15 protein-coding genes are annotated in these 19,982 nt (G+C 44.9%); 5 read left to right on the top strand and 10 right to left on the bottom strand.

Features of this window, described 5'->3' with window-relative positions; translation table 11 throughout:
* Positions 1-50: 50 nt before the first annotated feature.
* Positions 51-1,970, bottom strand: coding sequence for an ATP-dependent DNA helicase (locus VFDL14_RS08790; protein ID WP_032551875.1), 1,920 nt, complete (start codon positions 1,968-1,970; stop codon positions 51-53).
* Between the two features lie 315 nt (positions 1,971-2,285).
* Between VFDL14_RS08790 and purU the strand changes: the two genes are divergently transcribed.
* The gene (gene purU, locus VFDL14_RS08795) at positions 2,286-3,119 is read left to right on the top strand and encodes a formyltetrahydrofolate deformylase (protein WP_032552212.1); all 834 of its coding nucleotides are present in this window, start codon (positions 2,286-2,288) and stop codon (positions 3,117-3,119) included.
* A 72-nt stretch (positions 3,120-3,191) separates the two neighbouring features.
* Here purU and VFDL14_RS08800 read toward each other — a convergent pair whose 3' ends face one another.
* Positions 3,192-3,782: a VOC family protein gene (locus VFDL14_RS08800; protein WP_032551874.1), complete on the bottom strand. Its 591-nt coding sequence runs from the start codon at positions 3,780-3,782 to the stop codon at positions 3,192-3,194.
* Positions 3,783-4,089: 307 nt separating this feature from the next.
* Here VFDL14_RS08800 and argS point away from each other — a divergent pair, with 307 nt between their 5' ends.
* Both argS and VFDL14_RS08810 read left to right on the top strand, forming a co-directional pair.
* Positions 4,090-5,823, top strand: a complete 1,734-nt coding sequence (argS, locus tag VFDL14_RS08805) for an arginine--tRNA ligase (protein ID WP_032551873.1) — start codon at positions 4,090-4,092, stop codon at positions 5,821-5,823.
* 331 nt (positions 5,824-6,154) lie between these two features.
* Entirely contained in the window at positions 6,155-6,583 is a 429-nt protein-coding gene (locus VFDL14_RS08810) for an HIT family protein (RefSeq protein WP_032551872.1), read from the top strand.
* 68 nt (positions 6,584-6,651) lie between these two features.
* On the opposite strand, the gene VFDL14_RS08815 is transcribed toward VFDL14_RS08810, so the two are convergent.
* The 5 genes from VFDL14_RS08815 to znuA form a co-directional block, all read right to left on the bottom strand.
* Positions 6,652-6,882: a FeoC-like transcriptional regulator gene (locus tag VFDL14_RS08815; protein ID WP_032551871.1), complete on the bottom strand. Its 231-nt coding sequence runs from the start codon at positions 6,880-6,882 to the stop codon at positions 6,652-6,654.
* Positions 6,879-9,152, bottom strand: coding sequence for a Fe(2+) transporter permease subunit FeoB (gene feoB, locus VFDL14_RS08820; RefSeq protein ID WP_032551870.1), 2,274 nt, complete (start codon positions 9,150-9,152; stop codon positions 6,879-6,881). Before feoB ends, VFDL14_RS08815 begins: the two co-directional genes overlap by 4 nt.
* On the bottom strand, positions 9,149-9,373 hold the full coding sequence (locus VFDL14_RS08825) for a FeoA family protein (protein WP_032551869.1): 225 nt from the start codon (positions 9,371-9,373) through the stop codon (positions 9,149-9,151). The genes feoB and VFDL14_RS08825 overlap by 4 nt, the downstream gene beginning before the upstream one ends.
* An 854-nt stretch (positions 9,374-10,227) precedes the next feature.
* Entirely contained in the window at positions 10,228-13,581 is a 3,354-nt protein-coding gene (locus VFDL14_RS08830) for a helix-turn-helix domain-containing protein (RefSeq protein ID WP_032552211.1), read from the bottom strand.
* Between the two features lie 275 nt (positions 13,582-13,856).
* Positions 13,857-14,744 (bottom strand): zinc ABC transporter substrate-binding protein ZnuA, encoded by an 888-nt coding sequence (gene znuA, locus VFDL14_RS08835; protein WP_032551868.1) that lies wholly within the window; start codon positions 14,742-14,744, stop codon positions 13,857-13,859.
* A gap of 83 nt (positions 14,745-14,827) precedes the next feature.
* On the opposite strand from znuA, the gene znuC reads away from it, so the two are divergent.
* A complete protein-coding gene (gene znuC / locus VFDL14_RS08840) occupies positions 14,828-15,607 on the top strand; it encodes a zinc ABC transporter ATP-binding protein ZnuC (RefSeq protein ID WP_032551867.1) in 780 nt (259 codons plus the stop codon).
* The gene (gene znuB / locus VFDL14_RS08845) at positions 15,607-16,392 is read left to right on the top strand and encodes a zinc ABC transporter permease subunit ZnuB (RefSeq protein ID WP_032551866.1); all 786 of its coding nucleotides are present in this window, start codon (positions 15,607-15,609) and stop codon (positions 16,390-16,392) included. The genes znuC and znuB overlap by 1 nt, the downstream gene beginning before the upstream one ends.
* Positions 16,393-16,500: 108 nt before the next feature.
* On the opposite strand, the gene sucD is transcribed toward znuB, so the two are convergent.
* From sucD to odhB, 3 genes are all read right to left on the bottom strand, one after another.
* Positions 16,501-17,373, bottom strand: a complete 873-nt coding sequence (sucD, locus tag VFDL14_RS08850) for a succinate--CoA ligase subunit alpha (protein ID WP_004737919.1) — start codon at positions 17,371-17,373, stop codon at positions 16,501-16,503.
* The gene (sucC, locus tag VFDL14_RS08855) at positions 17,373-18,539 is read right to left on the bottom strand and encodes an ADP-forming succinate--CoA ligase subunit beta (protein ID WP_032551865.1); all 1,167 of its coding nucleotides are present in this window, start codon (positions 18,537-18,539) and stop codon (positions 17,373-17,375) included. The genes sucD and sucC overlap by 1 nt, the downstream gene beginning before the upstream one ends.
* 225 nt (positions 18,540-18,764) lie before the next feature.
* Positions 18,765-19,973, bottom strand: a complete 1,209-nt coding sequence (gene odhB / locus VFDL14_RS08860; protein WP_032551864.1) for a 2-oxoglutarate dehydrogenase complex dihydrolipoyllysine-residue succinyltransferase — start codon at positions 19,971-19,973, stop codon at positions 18,765-18,767.
* Positions 19,974-19,982: the final 9 nt, after the last annotated feature.

The raw sequence follows: 19,982 nt of genomic DNA, 5'->3' as shown, positions 1-19,982 counted from the left end.
TGTCTCAAATATTCGTTATCTAAATCTAAAAACAGTGGCCAAAGCGTCACTTATGACTTGTTCGCTTCGGCTAGAAACTCTTTAATTACCCCTAAATCTCGGGTACGTGGAATAGGAGGTAAACTCCCCAGGAAAATGCCGCCATAATCCCGAGTCACTAAACGATTATCGCAAATGATCAGTGCGCCACTGTCGCTCTTATCTCGAATCAATCGCCCGACACCTTGCTTAAGGGTGATCACCGCATCAGGCAGTTGAACCTGAGCAAATGGGTCGCCTCCTTTAAGCTTACAATCTTCGATCCGCGCTTTGAGCAAGGGATCATCCGGTGCCGTAAAGGGTAATTTATCGATGATAACACAGCTTAACGCGTCGCCCCTAACATCTATCCCCTCCCAGAATGCGCCCGTTGCCACCAGCAATGCGTTACCTAATTCCATAAATTCAGCCAAGGTTTTCTGTTTGCTGGTTTCACCCTGTAGCAGTACTGGAACGCTCAATGTTTCTCGAAAGCGCTCACCCAGCTCTCTCATCATGCTGTGAGAAGTACAAAGGAAGAAACATCGCCCTTGGTTTTGCTCAATCACAGGGGCAAGCATGCGCACCAATTTATCCGCTAGCCCCGGACTGTTTGGTTCAGGCAAATAGCGAGGCACGCATAAACGCGCTTGTTTCGGGTAATCAAATGGGCTTGGTAGCGAGAACTGCTGGCTCGGTTTTAAGCCAAGACGAGAGGTAAAATGGTCAAAGTCATCCGATACCGCGAGTGTTGCTGAAGTAAAGATCCATGCTCCCGGTTTGAGCTCAATCTGTTCATGAAACTTATCCGCCACAGACAGCGGTGTAATATGCAGGGCAAAATGACGTGGCGTGGTGTCATACCAATACGAGTAACCAGTAATTGAAACATCGCAAACGCGCTCAATGCGAGCCTTAATCAAAGTGGCACGCTCAAACGCGGTGTCCAATAATTGACTGCGCCCAAGAGCCAGCTTAAGAACATCAACGGCCAACTGCAGAGCGTCTTGCATTCGCACCAATTCACGAGCAATCGACTCAGACTTCAATGCTTCACGCCAGTTCCCACGAAAACCAGTGTCACCCAGTACAATTCTGAGGTCAGCAGCAGACTGAACCAGTCTATCTCCGACTTTTTGAAGCTGGCGCATATCCTTGGCTTCAGTGCGATAACCAATCTCAATGTCTTTTGCGAGTTCATGTATCTGGCGGCTCGACACCGATTGACCGAAGTACTCACTGGCAATGTCGGGCAGTTGATGCGCTTCATCGAAGATAAAGACATCAGCATCGGGAATTAGCTCACCAAAGCCAGTTTCTCTGATCGCCAAATCCGCCAAGAATAGATGGTGGTTCACCACAACCACATCCGAATCCATCGCTTTTTTACGAGCCTTAAGAACAAAACAGTCCGTATAACTTGGACACTCTTTACCTAAACAATTGTCGTTAGTAGAGGTAATTGTCGGGATAATTGGGCTATCTTCGGCGATATCATCACAATCACCAAGATCGCCAGTTTGAGTCGATGACGACCAGCTGCGCACCTTAACTAACTGTGCAAGCAACGTTGGGTCAGTGTGTGTGCCGTGGCTCTCAACCATCTGACGACTGAGTCTATCCAAGCACAAATAGTTAGAACGCCCTTTTAGCAGTGCCACCTGTCCATAAAAGCCGAGCGCGTCGGTCATTAGCGGAAGGTCGCGATGGAAAAGCTGCTCTTGAAGGTTTTTGGAACCCGTACTTATGATGGTTTTCTTACCACTCAGTAGAGCGGGAACTAAGTAAGCAAAAGTTTTACCTGTACCAGTCCCAGCCTCAACCACCAATTGGCTTGAATCTTTGATTGCATTAGAAACCGCTTCGGCCATATCAAGCTGAGCTTGTCGCGGCTGAAAACCGGGAATTGCTTTACCTAGCGCACCATCAGCAGAAAACGTTTTGGATATCATAATTTACGAACTTGGAGAAAACCGTGTACAGGTTAAGGAATCTGACCGTGAAGTATGGCAGGTTTGAGGAGCCAGTGCGAATCAAGACTGCATCAGTATGATAGAAATATTAAGCATATGAATAAGCAGCAAAAATAAACAAACTCAATAGGTTCGCAGAGGGATATTTATTAAAACAATCCTTCTTCAATATATTTTGTTGAAAGTCGGTTAATAATAGATTAATTATAACAGTCATATTACAGCGCGGTTAACCGTTCGACTGGCTGTAGTTTTTTTGAAAAATTAGAATTGTTTCATGGAAGTAAGATGGAAATGGAAAAGAAAACACTGCTGACGCATTGTACCGATGCGCCGGGACTAATCTCTAAAATCACCAACATTTGTTACAAACATCAACTCAACATCATCCACAACAACGAGTTCGTAGATAACACCAGCGGCCACTTCTTTATGCGTACCGAGCTTGAAGGGTATTTCAATGACGAGACCTTTCTTGCCGATTTAGATCAAGCTCTGCCAGAAAATGCTAAGCGCAAGCTAATGGGTTCATCACGCAAACGTATTGTAGTGCTAGTGACCAAAGAAGCGCACTGTTTAGGTGATATTCTGATGAAGAATTTCGATGGTAGCCTAGACGTTGAAATTGCTGCTGTGGTTGGTAACTACGATATTCTACAAAGCCTAACTGAGCGCTTCGACATCCCTTATCATCACGTTTCTCATGAAGGGCTCAACCGTGAAGAGCACGAGCAGAAAATGCTAGAAGTGATCGACAGCTACAATGCCGACTACCTAGTTCTAGCAAAGTACATGCGAGTATTAACTCCGGGCTTCGTCGAGAAATACAACCACAAGATCATCAACATCCACCACAGCTTCCTGCCTGCATTTATTGGTGCTAAACCATATCAGCAAGCGTATGAGCGCGGTGTGAAGATCATTGGTGCTACGGCTCACTTTGTAACGAATGATTTGGATGAAGGTCCAATCATTAAGCAAGACGTGATCCCTGTGGATCACAACTTCAGCGCCAAAGACATGGCTCAGGCTGGTCGTGACGTTGAGAAGAATGTTTTAAGTAAAGCGCTAAACAAGGTGATCAATGATCACGTATTTGTTTACGGCAACAAGACTGTGATTCTATAGCGAGTAAGCGAGTAGTTTTAAAGGGTTGGCAATTATCGCCAACCCTTTTGTTCATTGTAATGAAGGGCGTTATTAACCCTGCTCTGATTCCACAATTTTTTTCAAAGAGTGTGGATGCAGCTTAATGCAAATCCCTTGATGCTTAAATGCAACGGTTGGGTTATTCAGACGCTCGCCTTCGCCTTTCGGGCTAGATAACTTCACTTTAATGCCCTGATCTGCCAACGTTGTAAAGTTAACAGCGAACTGCGGGTAAGTATCTTTAAGATCCGCTAGGTACTCATCAGCTGTTTGTGCATGAGATGGAATCACAAATTCAACGTGCTCCCAATCTTGGCTTGGGTAAATCTTACCTTCTGCCGGATATGGCAGTTCTAAACACTCAATCGACCAACCTCGGCTCTTTAACGGCTCATCAAAAGCAATCACAACAATTGGACGACCATTGATCATCGCCTGAGAAATGGTTTCACCATAACCCGCCCACGCCTCATGCGCCGCTTTTGCTAGAGAAGTCTCGTTCACTCTCATCGCAATATGGTCTGCTTGAGCAAAGCTAAGATCTAACCCTAGCTTACTACCAAACTCTTCGATCTTGCCCATAAAATCATCTAGGCGTTCAATCATCTGTTGCGGTTCTAATTGTGCTTGCGTGAGCGTCATAATCTACTTTCTCCAAATCTGATGCGCGCATGGTAGCAGCTCTATTTTTTGCAACAAGCCTTCTATTGAGCGTTGTTTTGAAATCTCTACGGTAATTGCGTTTATTTGGTTAAAGGAAATGTAAATTTTCTATCAATCCGCCCTATAAGAAGCCACACAAAATTGGTATCATTACCGCCATTTTTGTGAACTCAAACAGAGTCTGTTGTTCATTTCATCAATAAAGCGTTAAGTAAATTGCACCTTAACCTTAGCTGACAACGAAATAACAACCACTCTTATCATCCTTGAATTGAAGGAAACGCGTGTGAATATCCAAGCACTTATTAATGACAAAGTATCTCAGGCTCTAGAAGCCGCTGGCGCACCTGCAGGCTCTCCTGCGGCTGTTCGTCAATCTGCAAAACCACAATTTGGTGACTACCAAGCAAACGGCGTAATGGGCGTTGCAAAGCGACTAGGCACTAATCCACGAGAATTTGCTCAGAAAGTATTGGACGTTCTAAACCTAGACGGTATCGCTTCTAAAGTTGAAATCGCAGGCCCTGGTTTCCTAAACATCTTCCTAGACGAAGCTTTCCTTGCACAACAAGCAGACGCAGCATTGGCTGATTCTCGTCTAGGCGTTGCAGCGGCTGAAGCTCAAACTATCGTTGCTGACTACTCTGCACCAAACGTTGCTAAAGAGATGCACGTTGGTCACCTACGTTCAACCATCATCGGTGATGCAGTTGTTCGTACTCTAGAATTCCTAGGCCACAACGTTATCCGTGCGAACCACATCGGTGACTGGGGTACTCAGTTCGGTATGCTTATCGCAAACCTTGAGCGTGTACAACAAGAGTCTGGCGAAGTTTCTATGGAGCTTTCTGACCTTGAAGCTTTCTACCGTGAGTCTAAGAAGCTATACGACGAAGACGAAGAGTTTGCAGTTAAAGCACGTAACTACGTAGTGAAACTACAAAGCGGCGACGAGTTCTGCGCAGAGATGTGGAAGAAACTGGTTGATATCACAATGATTCAAAACCAGCGTAACTACGACCGTCTAAACGTATCTCTAACTCGTGATGACGTGATGGGTGAAAGTAAGTACAACGACATGCTTCCTGCAATCGTTGAAGACTTGAAAGCTCAAGGTCTTGCTCAAGAAGATGACGGCGCACAAGTTGTTTTCCTAGATGAGTACAAGAACAAAGATGGCGACCCAATGGGCGTTATTATCCAAAAACGCGACGGCGGTTTCCTATACACGACAACCGATATCGCATGTGCTAAGTACCGCTACGAAGAACTAGGTGCAGACCGTGTTCTTTACTTCATCGACTCTCGTCAACACCAGCATCTAATGCACGCTTGGACTATCGTTCGTAAAGCGGGCTACATCCCTGAGTCTGTATCTCTTGAGCACCACGCATTCGGCATGATGCTAGGTAAAGATGGTAAGCCATTCAAGACTCGTGCAGGTGGTACAGTTCGCCTTGCTGATCTTCTTGATGAAGCAGAAGTTCGTGCAGCACAGCTGATCGAATCTAAGAACCCTGAGCTAGCGGAAGACGAAAAGAAAACTATCGCAAACACAGTTGCTATGGCAGCGGTTAAATACGCGGATCTTTCTAAGCACCGTACTACTGACTACGTGTTCGACTGGGACAACATGCTTGCGTTTGAAGGTAACACTGCACCATATATGCAGTACGCTTACACTCGTGTTGCTTCTGTATTCGCTAAAGCTGGCGTTTCTATGGACTCGCTTGAAGGTGAAATCAAGATCACTGAAGAGAAAGAGAAAGCACTTATCGCGAAACTTCTGCAATTTGAAGAAGCAGTTCAGTCTGTTGCTCGTGAAGGTCAGCCACACATCATGTGTACTTACCTATTCGAACTTGCTGGTCAATTCTCTAGCTTCTACGAAGCGTGCCCTATCCTAGTGACTGAAGACGAAGCTATTAAACAAAGCCGTCTTAAGCTTGCTGCACTGACAGCGAAGACAATCAAGCAAGGTCTGTCTCTACTAGGTATCGATACTCTAGAGCGCATGTAAGCGATTCGAGATTCGCGATAATTAGAAAGGTTGGCGTGAAAACGTCAACCTTTTGTTTTATCTGGAAGTTACGTTTAATTAGTCACCCAAGCTACCCGCCGACCTCTGTTGCTAGAGATCTCCTACTACGCTCCTTCGTCGCTTTAGGAGATGACGAAAACACGTGTAGTAAGTCTAATACAACACCAATGACGCGTTATCGCTCTCCTCAATCGTCACTCCCTACAGTAAGGCACGAACGTGATAGGGAATCTGCTTATTAAGAACGTAAGCGCTAGCCACATTCTTAATCCAACCTTATACTCAACTAAAACAATCAATTGGAAAGATCATGAGCTTCGAACTTCATCCTCAATTAGCAAAAGACACCACTGTTATTGGTGAGTTTCCACTAAGCCTTGCCCTACTACATAAAGACAATGCCGTGCCTTGGGTTATCCTTGTACCAAAGCGTGCCAACCTAAAAGAACTTCATCACCTACCGATGAAAGAGCAACAGCAATTCTTGCATGAGTCACAAGCGGTAAGCCAAGCTCTAGAAGCGACTTTTCAGCCAGACAAACTGAACTTAGGCGCACTTGGTAATATGGTGCCGCAACTACACATCCATCATATCGCACGTTTCAAAGATGATATCGCATGGCCGGGGCCGGTATGGGGCAATACCAAAGGTGAGCAACGCAGCGAAGAAGAGCAAACAGCACTACTGACTCGCATTCAAAACGTTCTATCTCTGAGCTCTTTGTTTCAAAAAGCATAATTAAATATTCGAATTCAAAAAAAAACCGCAGCCAACAAGCTGCGGTTTTTCATTTTAAATCTTAAGAACTACATCATCACATTGAGCGATAAACTGTCTTGTTGATTAATGGTGTAACGTATTCGAGTCGTGTGACCATGTTGGTTAGTATCCACTAAACGACTTACCTTACCTTTCTTAATCCAAACATTAAGCATCGCGTCGACGCCATCCTCACTCATGCCAAACTTTGCAGCCAGCTCTTTACGAGCTGCACCACCTTGTTCACCAATGTACTGATGTAATTCTCTTAAAATCATGCGAATTGAGCCTCTAGTGCGCGCTGTTTTTTACCCAGCTTTTTAAAGCCGATGTAAGTCATAACGAAGCTAGCCACAATCACTACCATCCAAACTGCACTTGAGATTGGGTGAGCAGCGAAGTTAGCTGCTTGGTAGTAGAAAGTCGCGCCAAAGTAGCCTAGAGCCATTGTCCAAACCGCGATAAAGCGAGCAAACATTTGGCCAAACTCTCTTACGTACGCGCCCATCGCAGCCACACAAGGAGTGTATAGTAAGATAAGAATTAGGTACGCAAACGCTGCATGGCTAGAGATAAACTTCTCTTTCAAGTTACCGAAAATAGATGTATCAACTTCTTGATCTTCTGCTACCGCGCTTGAATCTGAAAGATCACCAACTTCGATACCTAGAGGATCTGAATAGCTTAAGCCTGCTAGGTTATCTGGAATTGTCATTACAGCTTCATGTAGGCTACCTGCTAAATCGAACTCCGCAGCTTCTTCATCTGAAGGCGTGGTGTACAAGCTGTTCAACGTACCCACTACCGCTTCTTTAGCGAAGATACCTGTAATGATACCTACTGTTGCTGGCCAGTTTTCTTCCTGAATACCGATTGGCGCAAACACAGGCGTAACCACTTGAGCTGCTTTCGACAATACCGAGTTTTCGCTGTCTTCGTTGCCGAATGAGCCATCAGTACCAAGTGAGTTAAGGAAGCTTAGTACTGCAACGACCACAACAATGGTTTTACCTGCACCAAGAACGAAACGCTTCAGTTTCTGCCATGTTTTTAGCATCACGTTTTGCATGGTTGGCAGCTCGTAATCTGGCATCTCCATGACGAGACTGTCGCTGCTACCCGGATAAAGAGTGTTCTTCAGGAATAAACCAGTAAAGATTGACGCTACGATACCCAGTAGGTAAAGAGCGAATACGATGTTTTGACCCGCACCCGGGAAAAACGCTGCTGCAAATAGAGCGTACACAGGTAGACGTGCGCCACATGACATAAACGGCGCCATAGCAGCGGCAAGTTTACGCTCGCGTTCTTGGTCAAGTGTACGTGTCGCCATAATAGACGGAACGTTACAACCGAAGCCTAACACTAGAGGTACGAAAGCTTTACCTGGCAGGCCAATTTTCTGCATCACTTTATCAAGAACAAACGCGGCGCGAGCCATGTAACCTGAGCTCTCTAGAACAGCAAGGAACAAGTACAAGCAAGCAATCACAGGAATGAAGGTTGCGACCGTTTGAATACCACCACCAATGCCATCAGCTAATATAGTCACTAGCCAAATCGGTAAATGATCATCCAATAAGTAGTGACCACCATCTACCAACAGTGCGCCAACGCCGATGTCAAAGAAGTCGATGAATGCGCTACCGATGTTAATGGAGAACATGAACATTAGGTACATCACAACGAAAAAGAACGGAATGCCTACCCACTTATTCAGAATCAGTTGGTCAGCTTTCTCTGTGAAGCTTCGGCTCAATTTACCTTCGCTACGACGCACACGCTTACAAAGCTCATGCAGCATTGTGTATTTTGCATCTGCTACTGCTAAGTCGATATCAAACTGAGCAGCAGCTCTCACTGCATCAATCTGTTGACGCTCATTCGGCGCTAGGCTATTCAAAACTAGGTAATCATTTTCAAGGGCGCGAATAGCAAGTGCACGATGCGATACGTCTGCATCATCAAATTTTGTTTCGACTTGTGGTAGTAGCGCTTCAAACGCTTCTTCATAATCAATCGCGATAGGCTCTAGGCTAACACCTTGAACCAATAGTTTATGAAGCTTCTCTTTAAAACGAACAACTTGCGATTTGTCGTTCGCTGATAAGCTTAAAACAGGACAGCCTAATGCTTTTTCTAGCGCCTTCTGATCAATCACCTGGCGCTCACGCTTAAGTACATCCATCTTGTTTAGTACAACAATCATTGGACGACCCATCTCACGTAGCTGAAGTGTCATGTACAAACTGCGCTCTAAGCTGCTCGCGTCCACAACATTGATGATCACATCTGCAGGATGAGTAAGCACCGCACGTGAAGCAATAGATTCATCGATACTGTTTGCATCATTACCGCTGTCTAGTGCGTAAATACCTGGAAGGTCTGTTAGCTTGAACTGATCTCCTGCATGACTGTATGTGCCCGTCTTCTTCTCGACGGTAACACCAGCCCAGTTACCCACATGCTGCTTAGCACCTGTTAAAGCATTAAACAGTGTCGTTTTACCACTGTTTGGATTACCTACAGTCAGTACTTGATAGTTCATAAACTCACCTCAATCTGCTCAGCAATGTTTTGACGAATAGCGATAGAGACACCTCGTACTTCCACTTGTAATGGATCTCCCATCGGTGCGCGACGAATAAGAGTGACTTGGGTTTTCGGTAGAACCCCCATTACCATGAGTTTTTTTCTAACTTCGGGAGATAACCCAGTAAGAGCGACTACGGTAGCCGCTTTGCCTTGCTCAAGCTGTGACAGGTTCATAAGCATCCAACAGAGATTGATAATGAGAAATATTGTTATTAAGAAGAATAATACACATATATAACCCTAATCTTACTGTGTGAAATCAAAGTTTCCGAAAATAGATACTCGTAAATTTCGTCAAAACACGCTACGTCAATTCCGTTATTTTCAACACTCAAAGAAAACTAGTCCGTGAGTACAAAATTCAGAAAACCCAACAAAACCAATAAAAATCAACAAGTTAAAATTATGTCGCATTTATTACATAACGATGTCGTTAATTTTATAAGGAAAATAAGTGCTACCCCGTATAGTTAATTCCAACGAAGAGAAACTCCTTCTCTTTAACTTTATTCCAGAGGTGATATGGCTTTCGCTGTATCACTCCGGCAGCAAGCGAAGGTGTCTTTGACACCCGTGGTATAGTCCCCCCGGCTATACCACGATATTTTTTTCTTATCTTCTCTGTCCCATCTTTCGTTAATCAATCGTCTATTCTTTCGTATCTCGTATCTCGTATCTCTGAAGCATAAAAAAGCCCCGAACAAGGTCGAGGCTCATTAGGGCGTGTTGATCTTTCGAGCTGGTTTTTGCAGCGAGTTGCTGGGTATTTATACAAGGCAGAGGCTTTGATGTGTAGCTAGCCTACATGAGAAGCCGATAACGCAGTAGAAATGACCAGCAAACGCTGCCCGAAGGGTTCGAGCTGGGCGCCCCCGCAAAAAGCGTTTTACTCTTTGTTACGGGAGATTTGCTTAGAATGACTAGGCTACTTCTCCCTCGCCGCGATTAAAACGCTTTTGACTAGGCGTCCCCATCTGAACAAAAATTCAACCACGAAAGGTCAGCACGCCCTAGAATTCCAATTTCTATTAGTCATCACTATTTTCAGCAAACTTCGAAGGTGACATACCAAAGTGGTGTTTGAATCTCTGACTAAAATACGACGGGTCATTGAATCCAGAATTGAATGCCACGTCAGATACCTTCTCGCCAGCCAATAGTCTTTCACAAGCATGCTCTAAACGTACTTGATTCAGGTACTCTTTAAACGTCTTATCAAAAGCAGATTTAAAACGACGCTGTAAGCTTCGCTCAGACATATATAACAAGCGTGCAACAGAAGCCGTACCAAACTCTGCATCCGAGTAATGCTCACTAACTAATAGCGCGACACGGTTCTTCCACTCTTGTTCAGCGCTCAGTTTCTGCTGCTCTTGCGTAAGCACAGGATGTTTAATTGTCTCTATCTGCTCCAAGGTGCTTTCGGTGATTTTCTGAGAGACTTGATATTCTATCTGCCATGACAGCTGCACAACGTTCTGAGAATCCGAAATAAACGTCTTCAGTTCACCCCCACTCTGGTGAATAAGAAGTGGTAGCTTCTCAATATTTAGGTCTGTTGACTGAGCTAATCCAGCATCGGGATCGGCTGCCGTCCACTTAGGGAAAGGCATCCCGAAATCACGTAGTGTTACCACAAGTTGCTGCTTAACCTCTTCAACCGAGACAAGCATTCGTTGTGACTTAAAGTTACGCTTAATCGCACTGGCCACCAAGCTATTAAAGACAATATCAAGATTAAAGTAGTTCAGCGTTATGTACCGATGCTTAGTATTTAAGTTGACCTCAAGCTCAATACCGGCCTTTGCAAGGTCGTCCTTCCATGCCGTTAACACCGACTCTAGGACTAATACCAAATCGTAATACGTTGTTTGACCATTCTCATGGCCTTGAGCGAGTTGCTCTAAACCTTGGCGAAGCTCTACGATAGGTGATGCCTCATCACTTTCTTGCCAATTAGGGATAAGTGCTGCAGCGCGATTTACCTCTTCAACCAGCCCACCAGCGGTATGGGTTACCAGAACATTTTTAACCGCCAACTGCTTTTTAAGTTGTTGGTTAGTCGCCAATAGAATTCGACTTTGATGACGTAACTGATCGGTCTTCAACGCCACTTGAGCCTTAAGCTTGCGGTTGGCAAAAGTGACAAAACGGGAACGCCAAAATACCAGTACCGTAACGAAACCTATCAATAAAACCATAAAGCTTGCGGCTGCCCAATTGCTCAAATACCAAGGCTCCAAAATAGTAAATGGCTGCTTAGTTGAAACGAAGCGATAGTGAGAGTCTTTAACAGGCTTCACTTCAAGCACATAATCTCCAGGAAGAATATGCTCCAAAGCCAACAAACCGCCTTCGAATTCAATCCAAGGTTCTCCCTCGTTCAATCGATACTCCATCGCTTGGACGAAACCAACCGGCAAAACTCCAAACTTAAAACTCAATGAGGAGCCATAGGGTACTTGTAGTGACTCTATATATTTCCCCCCCAGAGCAACTGTGTTTTGATCAACAGTGACTTTACTTACTAACGCGTGCCTTTGTGGTGTATCAGACACCAAAAGCTCATTGGACATCGCACCAACGAGGCCATACTTAGAGCCCATAACAAGCAAGCCCGATTGCAGTGGGTCAGCCACTGATAAGCTGCACGCTCCAGGCGCAAACTCATTGAGAATCAAGCCAAATGGTGAACCAATATGTTTGTTGAGAATGCCACTGAGTCCATAAAAGCTAACCCCCTTTGACGAACCCAACCAGATTCCGTGTTTATCACTGACCAAGCAAACCGGGCTGATGTTATCTTCTACCAACTCGACATCTTCAAGGTATTCACTTCCCTTGGCAATTCGATAAACGCCATAGCTTCCAGCAAACCAGTGTGAGCCATCATTCGAGTGAGCAATATCAACCACCTTACCAAATCTCAAACTGTCTCTTTTGAAGCTAATCCTGCCATCAACTAACGAATAGAAGCCATGGTCCGTGCCGATATAGACTTCGCCTTGTTTATCTACCGAGAGGTCAGTGATCTTTGCAGGTAAGTACTTACTGACTAGCCAATCCATGCCATACGATGTCGCTTTGTTAGTCGCAATATCGAGCGAATAAAGGTTTTGTTCGGACGTCAGCCATAGTAGCCCTTGTGTATTCAACGCCAGAGTATCGACTTGCCGTTGACGCAAGCTTCTAGGTAGATTTAATGAGGTGAGCTGACGACTATGTTGATCGACAGCAATTAAGCCTGTTGGAGTAGCAAGGTAAACCAAGCCTTGATGCGCAACGATATCGCTTACTGGCTCAGAATAAATGCGCTTGGGAAGCTCACCAGCATCCGTTCTTGCTACGTAGAGTCCTTCCGATGTTGCTACCCAAAACTCGGATTCACTTATAGACAGTATTTTATTGACGGAAAAGCGCACCGAATGCATACCTAATCCAGAAATCGAGGTTCTTTGAAAGGTACTGCTGTACAAAGAAAAGTAACGTATACCATTGTTGGTAGCTATCCACAGACCACCAGCGGAGTCGTTGACTAATGAGTATATCTTTTCACCAGGAAGCGAAAAATCTTGGTTATCAGACCCTTGAAAACGCGTTATCTTACCCGTGATAAAGTTGTAGCTCATCAAACCGTGTTCGGTTCCAATCCAGTATTGGTCAGAGGTTTCAGCGAGAGACAGTACGTGAGAGCCTGGGATTCGATTAACCACATCTGGCGATGATAAGTTAATGATCACTAACCCGTTGCGCGTCCCGACAAGTAGCTCACGTCGAGCATCAGAAAAGTAAACTGCTTCGATATAGAATTTACCGGAAGCGGTAATGTGTTCAAATTCTTTCTCTTCCGAGCGATACACCCCTGCCGACGTTGCGAGTACCCACTTCGAAAGTACCCGTTCAGCGTCATTGATTCGGATATCGCTACGCTTGTTGTGACGATAAAGCTTTAGTAACGAATACGTTTCGAATTCACTGGTGAGTGTATTGTAGGTATAGAAGTTATTTCTATCGGTAACCCAGATATAGTCACCTGATGCGCCGATATTACGAATTTCTGCTCCCGGGCTGAGACTAAATGCTAGAAAGCTCTCTATGCCTGGGACATGTCGATAGACCTCACTATCAAAGTAGGTCCAAAATTCATCGTTTAGAAAAGCCACTTCATCGGAAGAGAATTCAAGCAGACTACCTTTCCTGGGTAAGAGAGTCCCACCGTCATAAAACATGACTTTACCGTGTACATCGTGGATCCATAGACCGCCACCCTCACCTAAATAAAGGTTTTTAGCCGCAAGAAAGTTCCCTTGCCCTTGAACAGGTAAAGGATAGAACACAGATGACGCGGCACTCAGTGTAGAAACACCCAGCGAAATACTCATGAAGATGAGTAATCTGATGATCACTTGATACAAGGTTTTTCCCAAAAACAGCAAATACAGTGCGGCCCACGCGACTTTGAAAGTGCGATAACCGTTGACGAGTTATTTTGTGATTATAATTATCTCACTATTTTAGCGGAAATTACCTAGGTAAAAAGACGGTTTGTAAAATTGAAGAAGGATTTATCTTACAGATCACGAAAATGCCGCAAAAACGCGGCATTATTCATAAATGTCTGATTACTAAGTCCATAAGGACTTGAAGCTAACGTGGGTTATTGCGCTGATAAACAGTTTGAGTAGCTATCAGTCAACTGCTGTAAGAACTCAAAGTAACTGCCCTTACCCACCTCGATATTTGAACCGACCGGATCCAGTTGTCCTTTCTGAGTTGAGCTACCACGTACCACTGATTCAATAACCGCTGGTGTAAATTGAGGCTCAGAAAAAACACATTGAACATCTTGCTTGGCCAATGTCTTCTTAATCGAGATCAGTGTCTTAGCACCAGGCTTACGCTCAGGGCTTACCGTGAAGTGACCAAGCTTATTCAGACCAAACTCATCTTCATAGTAACTGTATGCATCATGGAATACGTAGTAACCCTTGTCTTTTACCGGTGCGAGTTGTGCTTCAATCGAGCTTTTTTTCTCAGCAAGCTGCTTCAAGAAGTTCTCAAGGTTTTTGTTGTAAGCATCCGCATTTTGAGGGTCAAGTTCTACAAGCTTGCCAGTGATATAAGAGGAAGCGACTTCCACTTGATCAATGCCTAACCAGAAGTGAGGGTCATGGCTACCGTGGTCGTGTCCGTCATGGTGGTGGTCATGTGAATCTTCACCAAACTCTTTTAAGTTGATGTTCGGAATTTCACTAATAGTCACCACGTTGTCATTTGACTTAACGACTTTAGTTAGAAAGGCTTCTAGGTCTGGACCGAACCAAATTACCATGTCAGCTTGTTGAACTTTCTTCACATCAGATGGTTTCAAAGCGTAGTCGTGAGGTGATGCATTACTGTTCATTACCGCATCTGGTTCACTGACACCTTGCGTTAATTCAGTAACAATCATTTGAATAGGTTTAAAACTTGTTAGAATAGTGCTCGCACCGGCAACGCTTGGGATTAATAACAAGCTTGCCAGTATAAAAGATGAACGTAACATATTACCTCGATAATAGAAAAGTAGCTTAGGCCTGCTGTAAATGTTACATTATAACATTAGCTAATTGCAAATGAGTTCTATTCATGGATAACTTAATCCAATTGGATTCCGTCAGTGTTGAGTTCGACGGTAGAAAAGTTTTAGACAACATCTCTCTAAATATAGAGCGTGGCCAAATCACAACTCTAATAGGCCCAAATGGTGCAGGTAAATCGACCCTAGTGAAAGTGCTACTTGGGCTTCAAAACCGATACTCTGGCACCATTACCAAAAACAAAAAACTAAAAATTGGCTATGTTCCTCAAAAACTAAAGCTTAACGACTCTCTGCCTTTAAATGTAGAGCGCTTCCTCAAGCTTACCGGAAAATTCAGCCAACAAGAGATTCTAGAGTCATTAAAGTTGGTTGGTGCAGAGCACCTTATTAAGAGCAATATGCACCAATTATCGGGTGGTGAGAACCAACGCGTGCTTATCGCTCGCTCTCTACTACGTCGCCCAGATTTACTGGTACTCGACGAGCCAGCACAAGGTGTTGATGTTCAAGGTCAAATTGATCTTTACGAACTTATTGACTCAATCCGCCACCGTTTTGGCTGTGCGGTATTCATGGTATCTCATGACTTACACCTTGTGATGGCGAAAACCGATGATGTCATCTGCTTGAATCACCACGTTTGCTGTTCTGGTGCACCGGCCGATATCAAGCACCACCCTTCGTATATCGCTTTGTTTGGTACAGCGGTACAAGAGAGCTTGGCTTTCTACCATCACCAGCATGATCATCACCATCACGACTTAGCAGGCCAACCTGTTTCAGGCGATGTTCACGACTGCAAAAATCATAATCACGGACATCACTAATGCTTGAGTTCCTTTTACCTTCTATTCTTGCTGGCCTTGGCATTGCGCTCATTGCTGGCCCACTCGGCTCTTTTGTTGTGTGGCGCAAAATGGCCTACTTTGGTGATACCTTAGCTCACGCGTCATTGATGGGGCTGGCACTTGGCTTCCTATTGGAGATAAACCTCTACTTAGCATTGTTAATCTGCTGTTTGATGCTCGCGGTACTGCTGGTTACCTTACAAAAACAAAAACTGGTTGCGACCGACACATTGCTGGGCATCCTCGCACACAGTGCTCTTTCACTTGGCTTAGTTGCCGTTAGCTTTCTCGATAACGTTCGCGTTGACCTAATGAGCTACCTATTTGGTGATCTGCTTGCTGTGTCACCAACCGACCTTGTGTTTATTTATGGTGGTGCAGCCGCTGTGGCACTAGTTCTAGCGATCTTCTGGCGTCCATTGCTATCTACAACGGTTAACGAAGATCTCGCCGCTGTAGACGGTATCAACATAGACCTGATGCGATTGGTATTGATGTTAATGGTCGGTATCGTTATTGCGGTAGGTATGAAGTTTGTTGGTGCTCTGATCATGACATCGCTACTGATTATCCCAGCCGCGACAGCACGTAAATTTGCTCAAACCCCTGAACAGATGGCCTTTATTGCCTCTGGTATTGGTTCTTTGGCCGTACTCGGCGGCCTTAGTCTCTCTTGGTTCTACGATACCCCAGCGGGCCCTTCTGTCGTCATCACAGCAACGGCAATGTTTATGCTGTCACAAATAGTGAAGAATCGAGCATAGCGTTACTTTTTCGTATCTCGTATCTCGTATCTCGTATCTTTGAGAACATACAAAAAAGGCTTGGTCATCGACCAAGCCTTTCTATTATCTATCACTGTAAAGCGCTGATTACCAACCAGTAATCTCGCGTAGACCTTTACCGATGTCAGCAAGAGACTTAACTGTCTTAACGCCTGCTGCTTCAAGTGCTGCGAATTTGTCTTCAGCAGTACCTTTACCGCCAGAGATGATTGCGCCAGCATGGCCCATACGCTTACCTGGAGGAGCAGTCACACCTGCGATGTAAGAAACAACTGGCTTAGTTACGTTCTCTTTGATGAACGCTGCTGCTTCTTCTTCCGCTGTACCACCGATTTCACCAATCATTACGATTGCTTCTGTTTCAGGATCTTCTTGGAACAGTTTTAGGATATCGATGAAGTTTGAACCTGGGATTGGGTCACCACCGATACCAACACATGTAGACTGACCGAAGCCTTCGTCTGTTGTTTGTTTAACTGCTTCGTAAGTAAGAGTACCTGAACGAGATACGATACCTACTTTACCTTTCTTGTGGATGTGACCAGGCATGATACCAATCTTACACTCGTCTGGAGTGATAAGACCTGGACAGTTAGGACCGATCATGCGAACGCCAGTTTCTTCTAGCTTCACTTTAACATCGATCATATCTGTCGTTGGAATACCTTCAGTGATCGTTACGATCAGTTCGATACCAGCGTCGATCGCTTCAAGGATTGCATCTTTACAGAAAGGTGCTGGTACGTAGATAACTGTTGCTGTCGCGCCAGTCACTTCTACTGCTTCACGTACAGTGTTGAATACTGGAAGACCAAGGTGAGTTTGACCACCTTTACCTGGAGACACACCACCAACCATTTGCGTACCGTATGCGATAGCTTGCTCTGAGTGGAATGTACCTTGACCGCCAGTGAAACCCTGACAGATTACTTTAGTGTCTTTGTTAATTAGTACAGACATTATTTCGCCTCCGCAGCAGCAACAACTTTCTGAGCAGCATCTGTTAGAGATTCAGCTGCAATGATATCAACATCAGAATTAGCAAGTACTTCACGACCTAGGTCTGCGTTTGTACCTTCTAGACGAACAACAACTGGTACTGTTACGCCTACTTCTTTAACCGCACCGATAATACCTTCAGCGATCATGTCACAACGAACGATACCACCGAAGATGTTTACTAGTACTGCGCTAACATTGTCATCAGAAAGGATGATCTTGAATGCTTCAGCTACACGCTCTTTTGTTGCGCCGCCGCCTACATCAAGGAAGTTTGCTGGTTTGCCACCATGTAGGTTAACGATATCCATCGTACCCATTGCTAGACCTGCACCGTTAACCATACAGCCAACGTTACCGTCTAGTGCTACGTAGTTCAGTTCCCACTGTGCTGCGTGTGCTTCGCGCTCATCTTCTTGAGATGGATCGTGCATTTCACGTAGTTTAGGCTGACGGTACATCGCGTTTGAGTCGATGTTAATCTTGCCGTCTAGACAAAGAAGGTTGCCTTCGCCAGTGATAACAAGTGGGTTGATCTCTAGTAGAGCTAGGTCGTACTGAGAGAACATTTGGCCAAGACCCATGAAGATCTTAACGAACTGTTTGATTTGGTCGCCAACTAGACCAAGTTTGAACGCAAGTTCACGGCCTTGGTAAGCTTGAGGACCTACTAGAGGATCAATCGCAGATTGGTGAATCAACTCAGGAGTCTCTTCAGCGATTTTCTCAATGTCCACACCGCCTTCAGTAGACGCCATGAATACAATTTTACGAGTTGCACGGTCTACAACTGCGCCTAGGTAAAGTTCGTTAGCGATGTTAGACGCTTCTTCAACTAGGATTTTAGTTACAGGCTGACCATTTGCATCTGTTTGGTAAGTCACTAGGTTTTTACCTAGCCACTTTTGAGCAAACTCTTTAACGCCTTCTTTTGTGTCATGTAGTTCTACACCGCCCGCTTTACCGCGACCGCCAGCGTGTACTTGACACTTAACAACTTTCTTTTCAGTAGAGATACGACCCGCAGCTTCGAAAGCTTCTTGAGCTGTATCACATGCGAAACCTTCTGGTACAGGCAAACCGAATTCTGCAAACAGCTGTTTGGCTTGGTATTCATGCAAATTCATTTTGATATTCCGTTTATTTTCCCTTAAGGGATTATTATTTCCATAACGACACAGTTATCTGTGTTACGTCTGTAGGGTCTTCTCAAATCAGCCAAGACTACTCATATAAACAGTTAATATTTAACAAGTAATCGTTGGCTCAAGTGAAGGCCAGACGTCGAGCTAGCCTAGCCTTTGAAACTATCAACGTCTAGCTGTTGAGCACAACTAGACGTTTTAGCGATATTAAACGTCTAATAGGAGACGTGCTGGATCTTCTAGTAGCTCTTTAATCGTTACTAGGAAGCCAACTGACTCACGGCCATCGATTAGACGGTGGTCGTAAGATAGCGCTAGGTACATCATCGGTAGGATTTCAACCTTACCGTCAACCGCCATTGGACGCTCTTGGATCTTATGCATACCCAGGATAGCCGCTTGTGGTGGGTTGATGATTGGCGTTGACATTAGTGAACCAAATACACCGCCGTTTGTAATAGTGAAGTTACCACCCATAAGCTCATCAACAGTTAGCTTGCCGTCACGGCCTTTGATCGCTAACTCTTTGATGCCTTTTTCGATATCAGCGAAACCTAGAGTGTCACAGTCTTTAAGTACTGGAGTTACTAGACCACGTGGCGTAGATACCGCCATGCTAATGTCGAAGTAGTTGTGGTAAACGATATCATCACCGTCGATAGACGCGTTTACTTCTGGGTAACGCTTCAATGCTTCAGTTACTGCTTTCACGTAGAAAGACATGAAACCTAGACGCGTGTCGTGGCGCTTCTCGAACTGGTCTTTGTACTGCTTACGAAGGTCCATGATTGGCTTCATGTTTACTTCGTTGAACGTCGTTAGCATTGCAGTGCTGTTCTTCGCTTCAAGCAGACGGTTAGCGACTGTTTTACGTAGACGAGTCATTGGTACACGCTTTTGGCTACGAGCTGCTGCTGGTGCTTCTACCGCTGCAGGAGCTTCTGCTTTAGGTGCAGATTTCGCTGCCGCTAGGTGCGCATCGATGTCTTCACGAGTGATACGACCGCCTACGCCAGTGCCTTTAACATCAGCTGGTTGTAGGTTGTGTTCAGCTAGAAGACGACGAACTGCTGGGCTTAGCGCGTCGTTGCTCTCTTCAGAAAGCGTCGCTTTGTGGCGCTTGTCTGGAGATGCTTCAGTATCTTCTGTTGTATCAGTCGTTGGTTCACCAGCAACCGCGCCAGGCTTAAGCTTAGCGATAAGTTGCTTAGAAAGTACTGTTGCACCTTCTTCTTCGATGATTGCCTCTAGAACACCTGCTTCTGGAGCTGGTACTTCTAGAACCACTTTGTCAGTTTCAATATCTACGATGACTTCATCGCGTTCAACCGCTTCACCCGGTTGTTTGTGCCAAGTTGCGACTGTTGCGTCAGCCACCGATTCAGGTAAATCTGGAACCAGAATTTCAATTGTCATATCTGTGTT

The sequence above is a fragment of the Vibrio fortis genome (assembly GCF_000695685.1).
In the GTDB taxonomy this organism is placed as follows: domain Bacteria; phylum Pseudomonadota; class Gammaproteobacteria; order Enterobacterales; family Vibrionaceae; genus Vibrio; species Vibrio fortis_A.
This window is presented reverse-complemented; position numbering and strand designations above follow the sequence as displayed.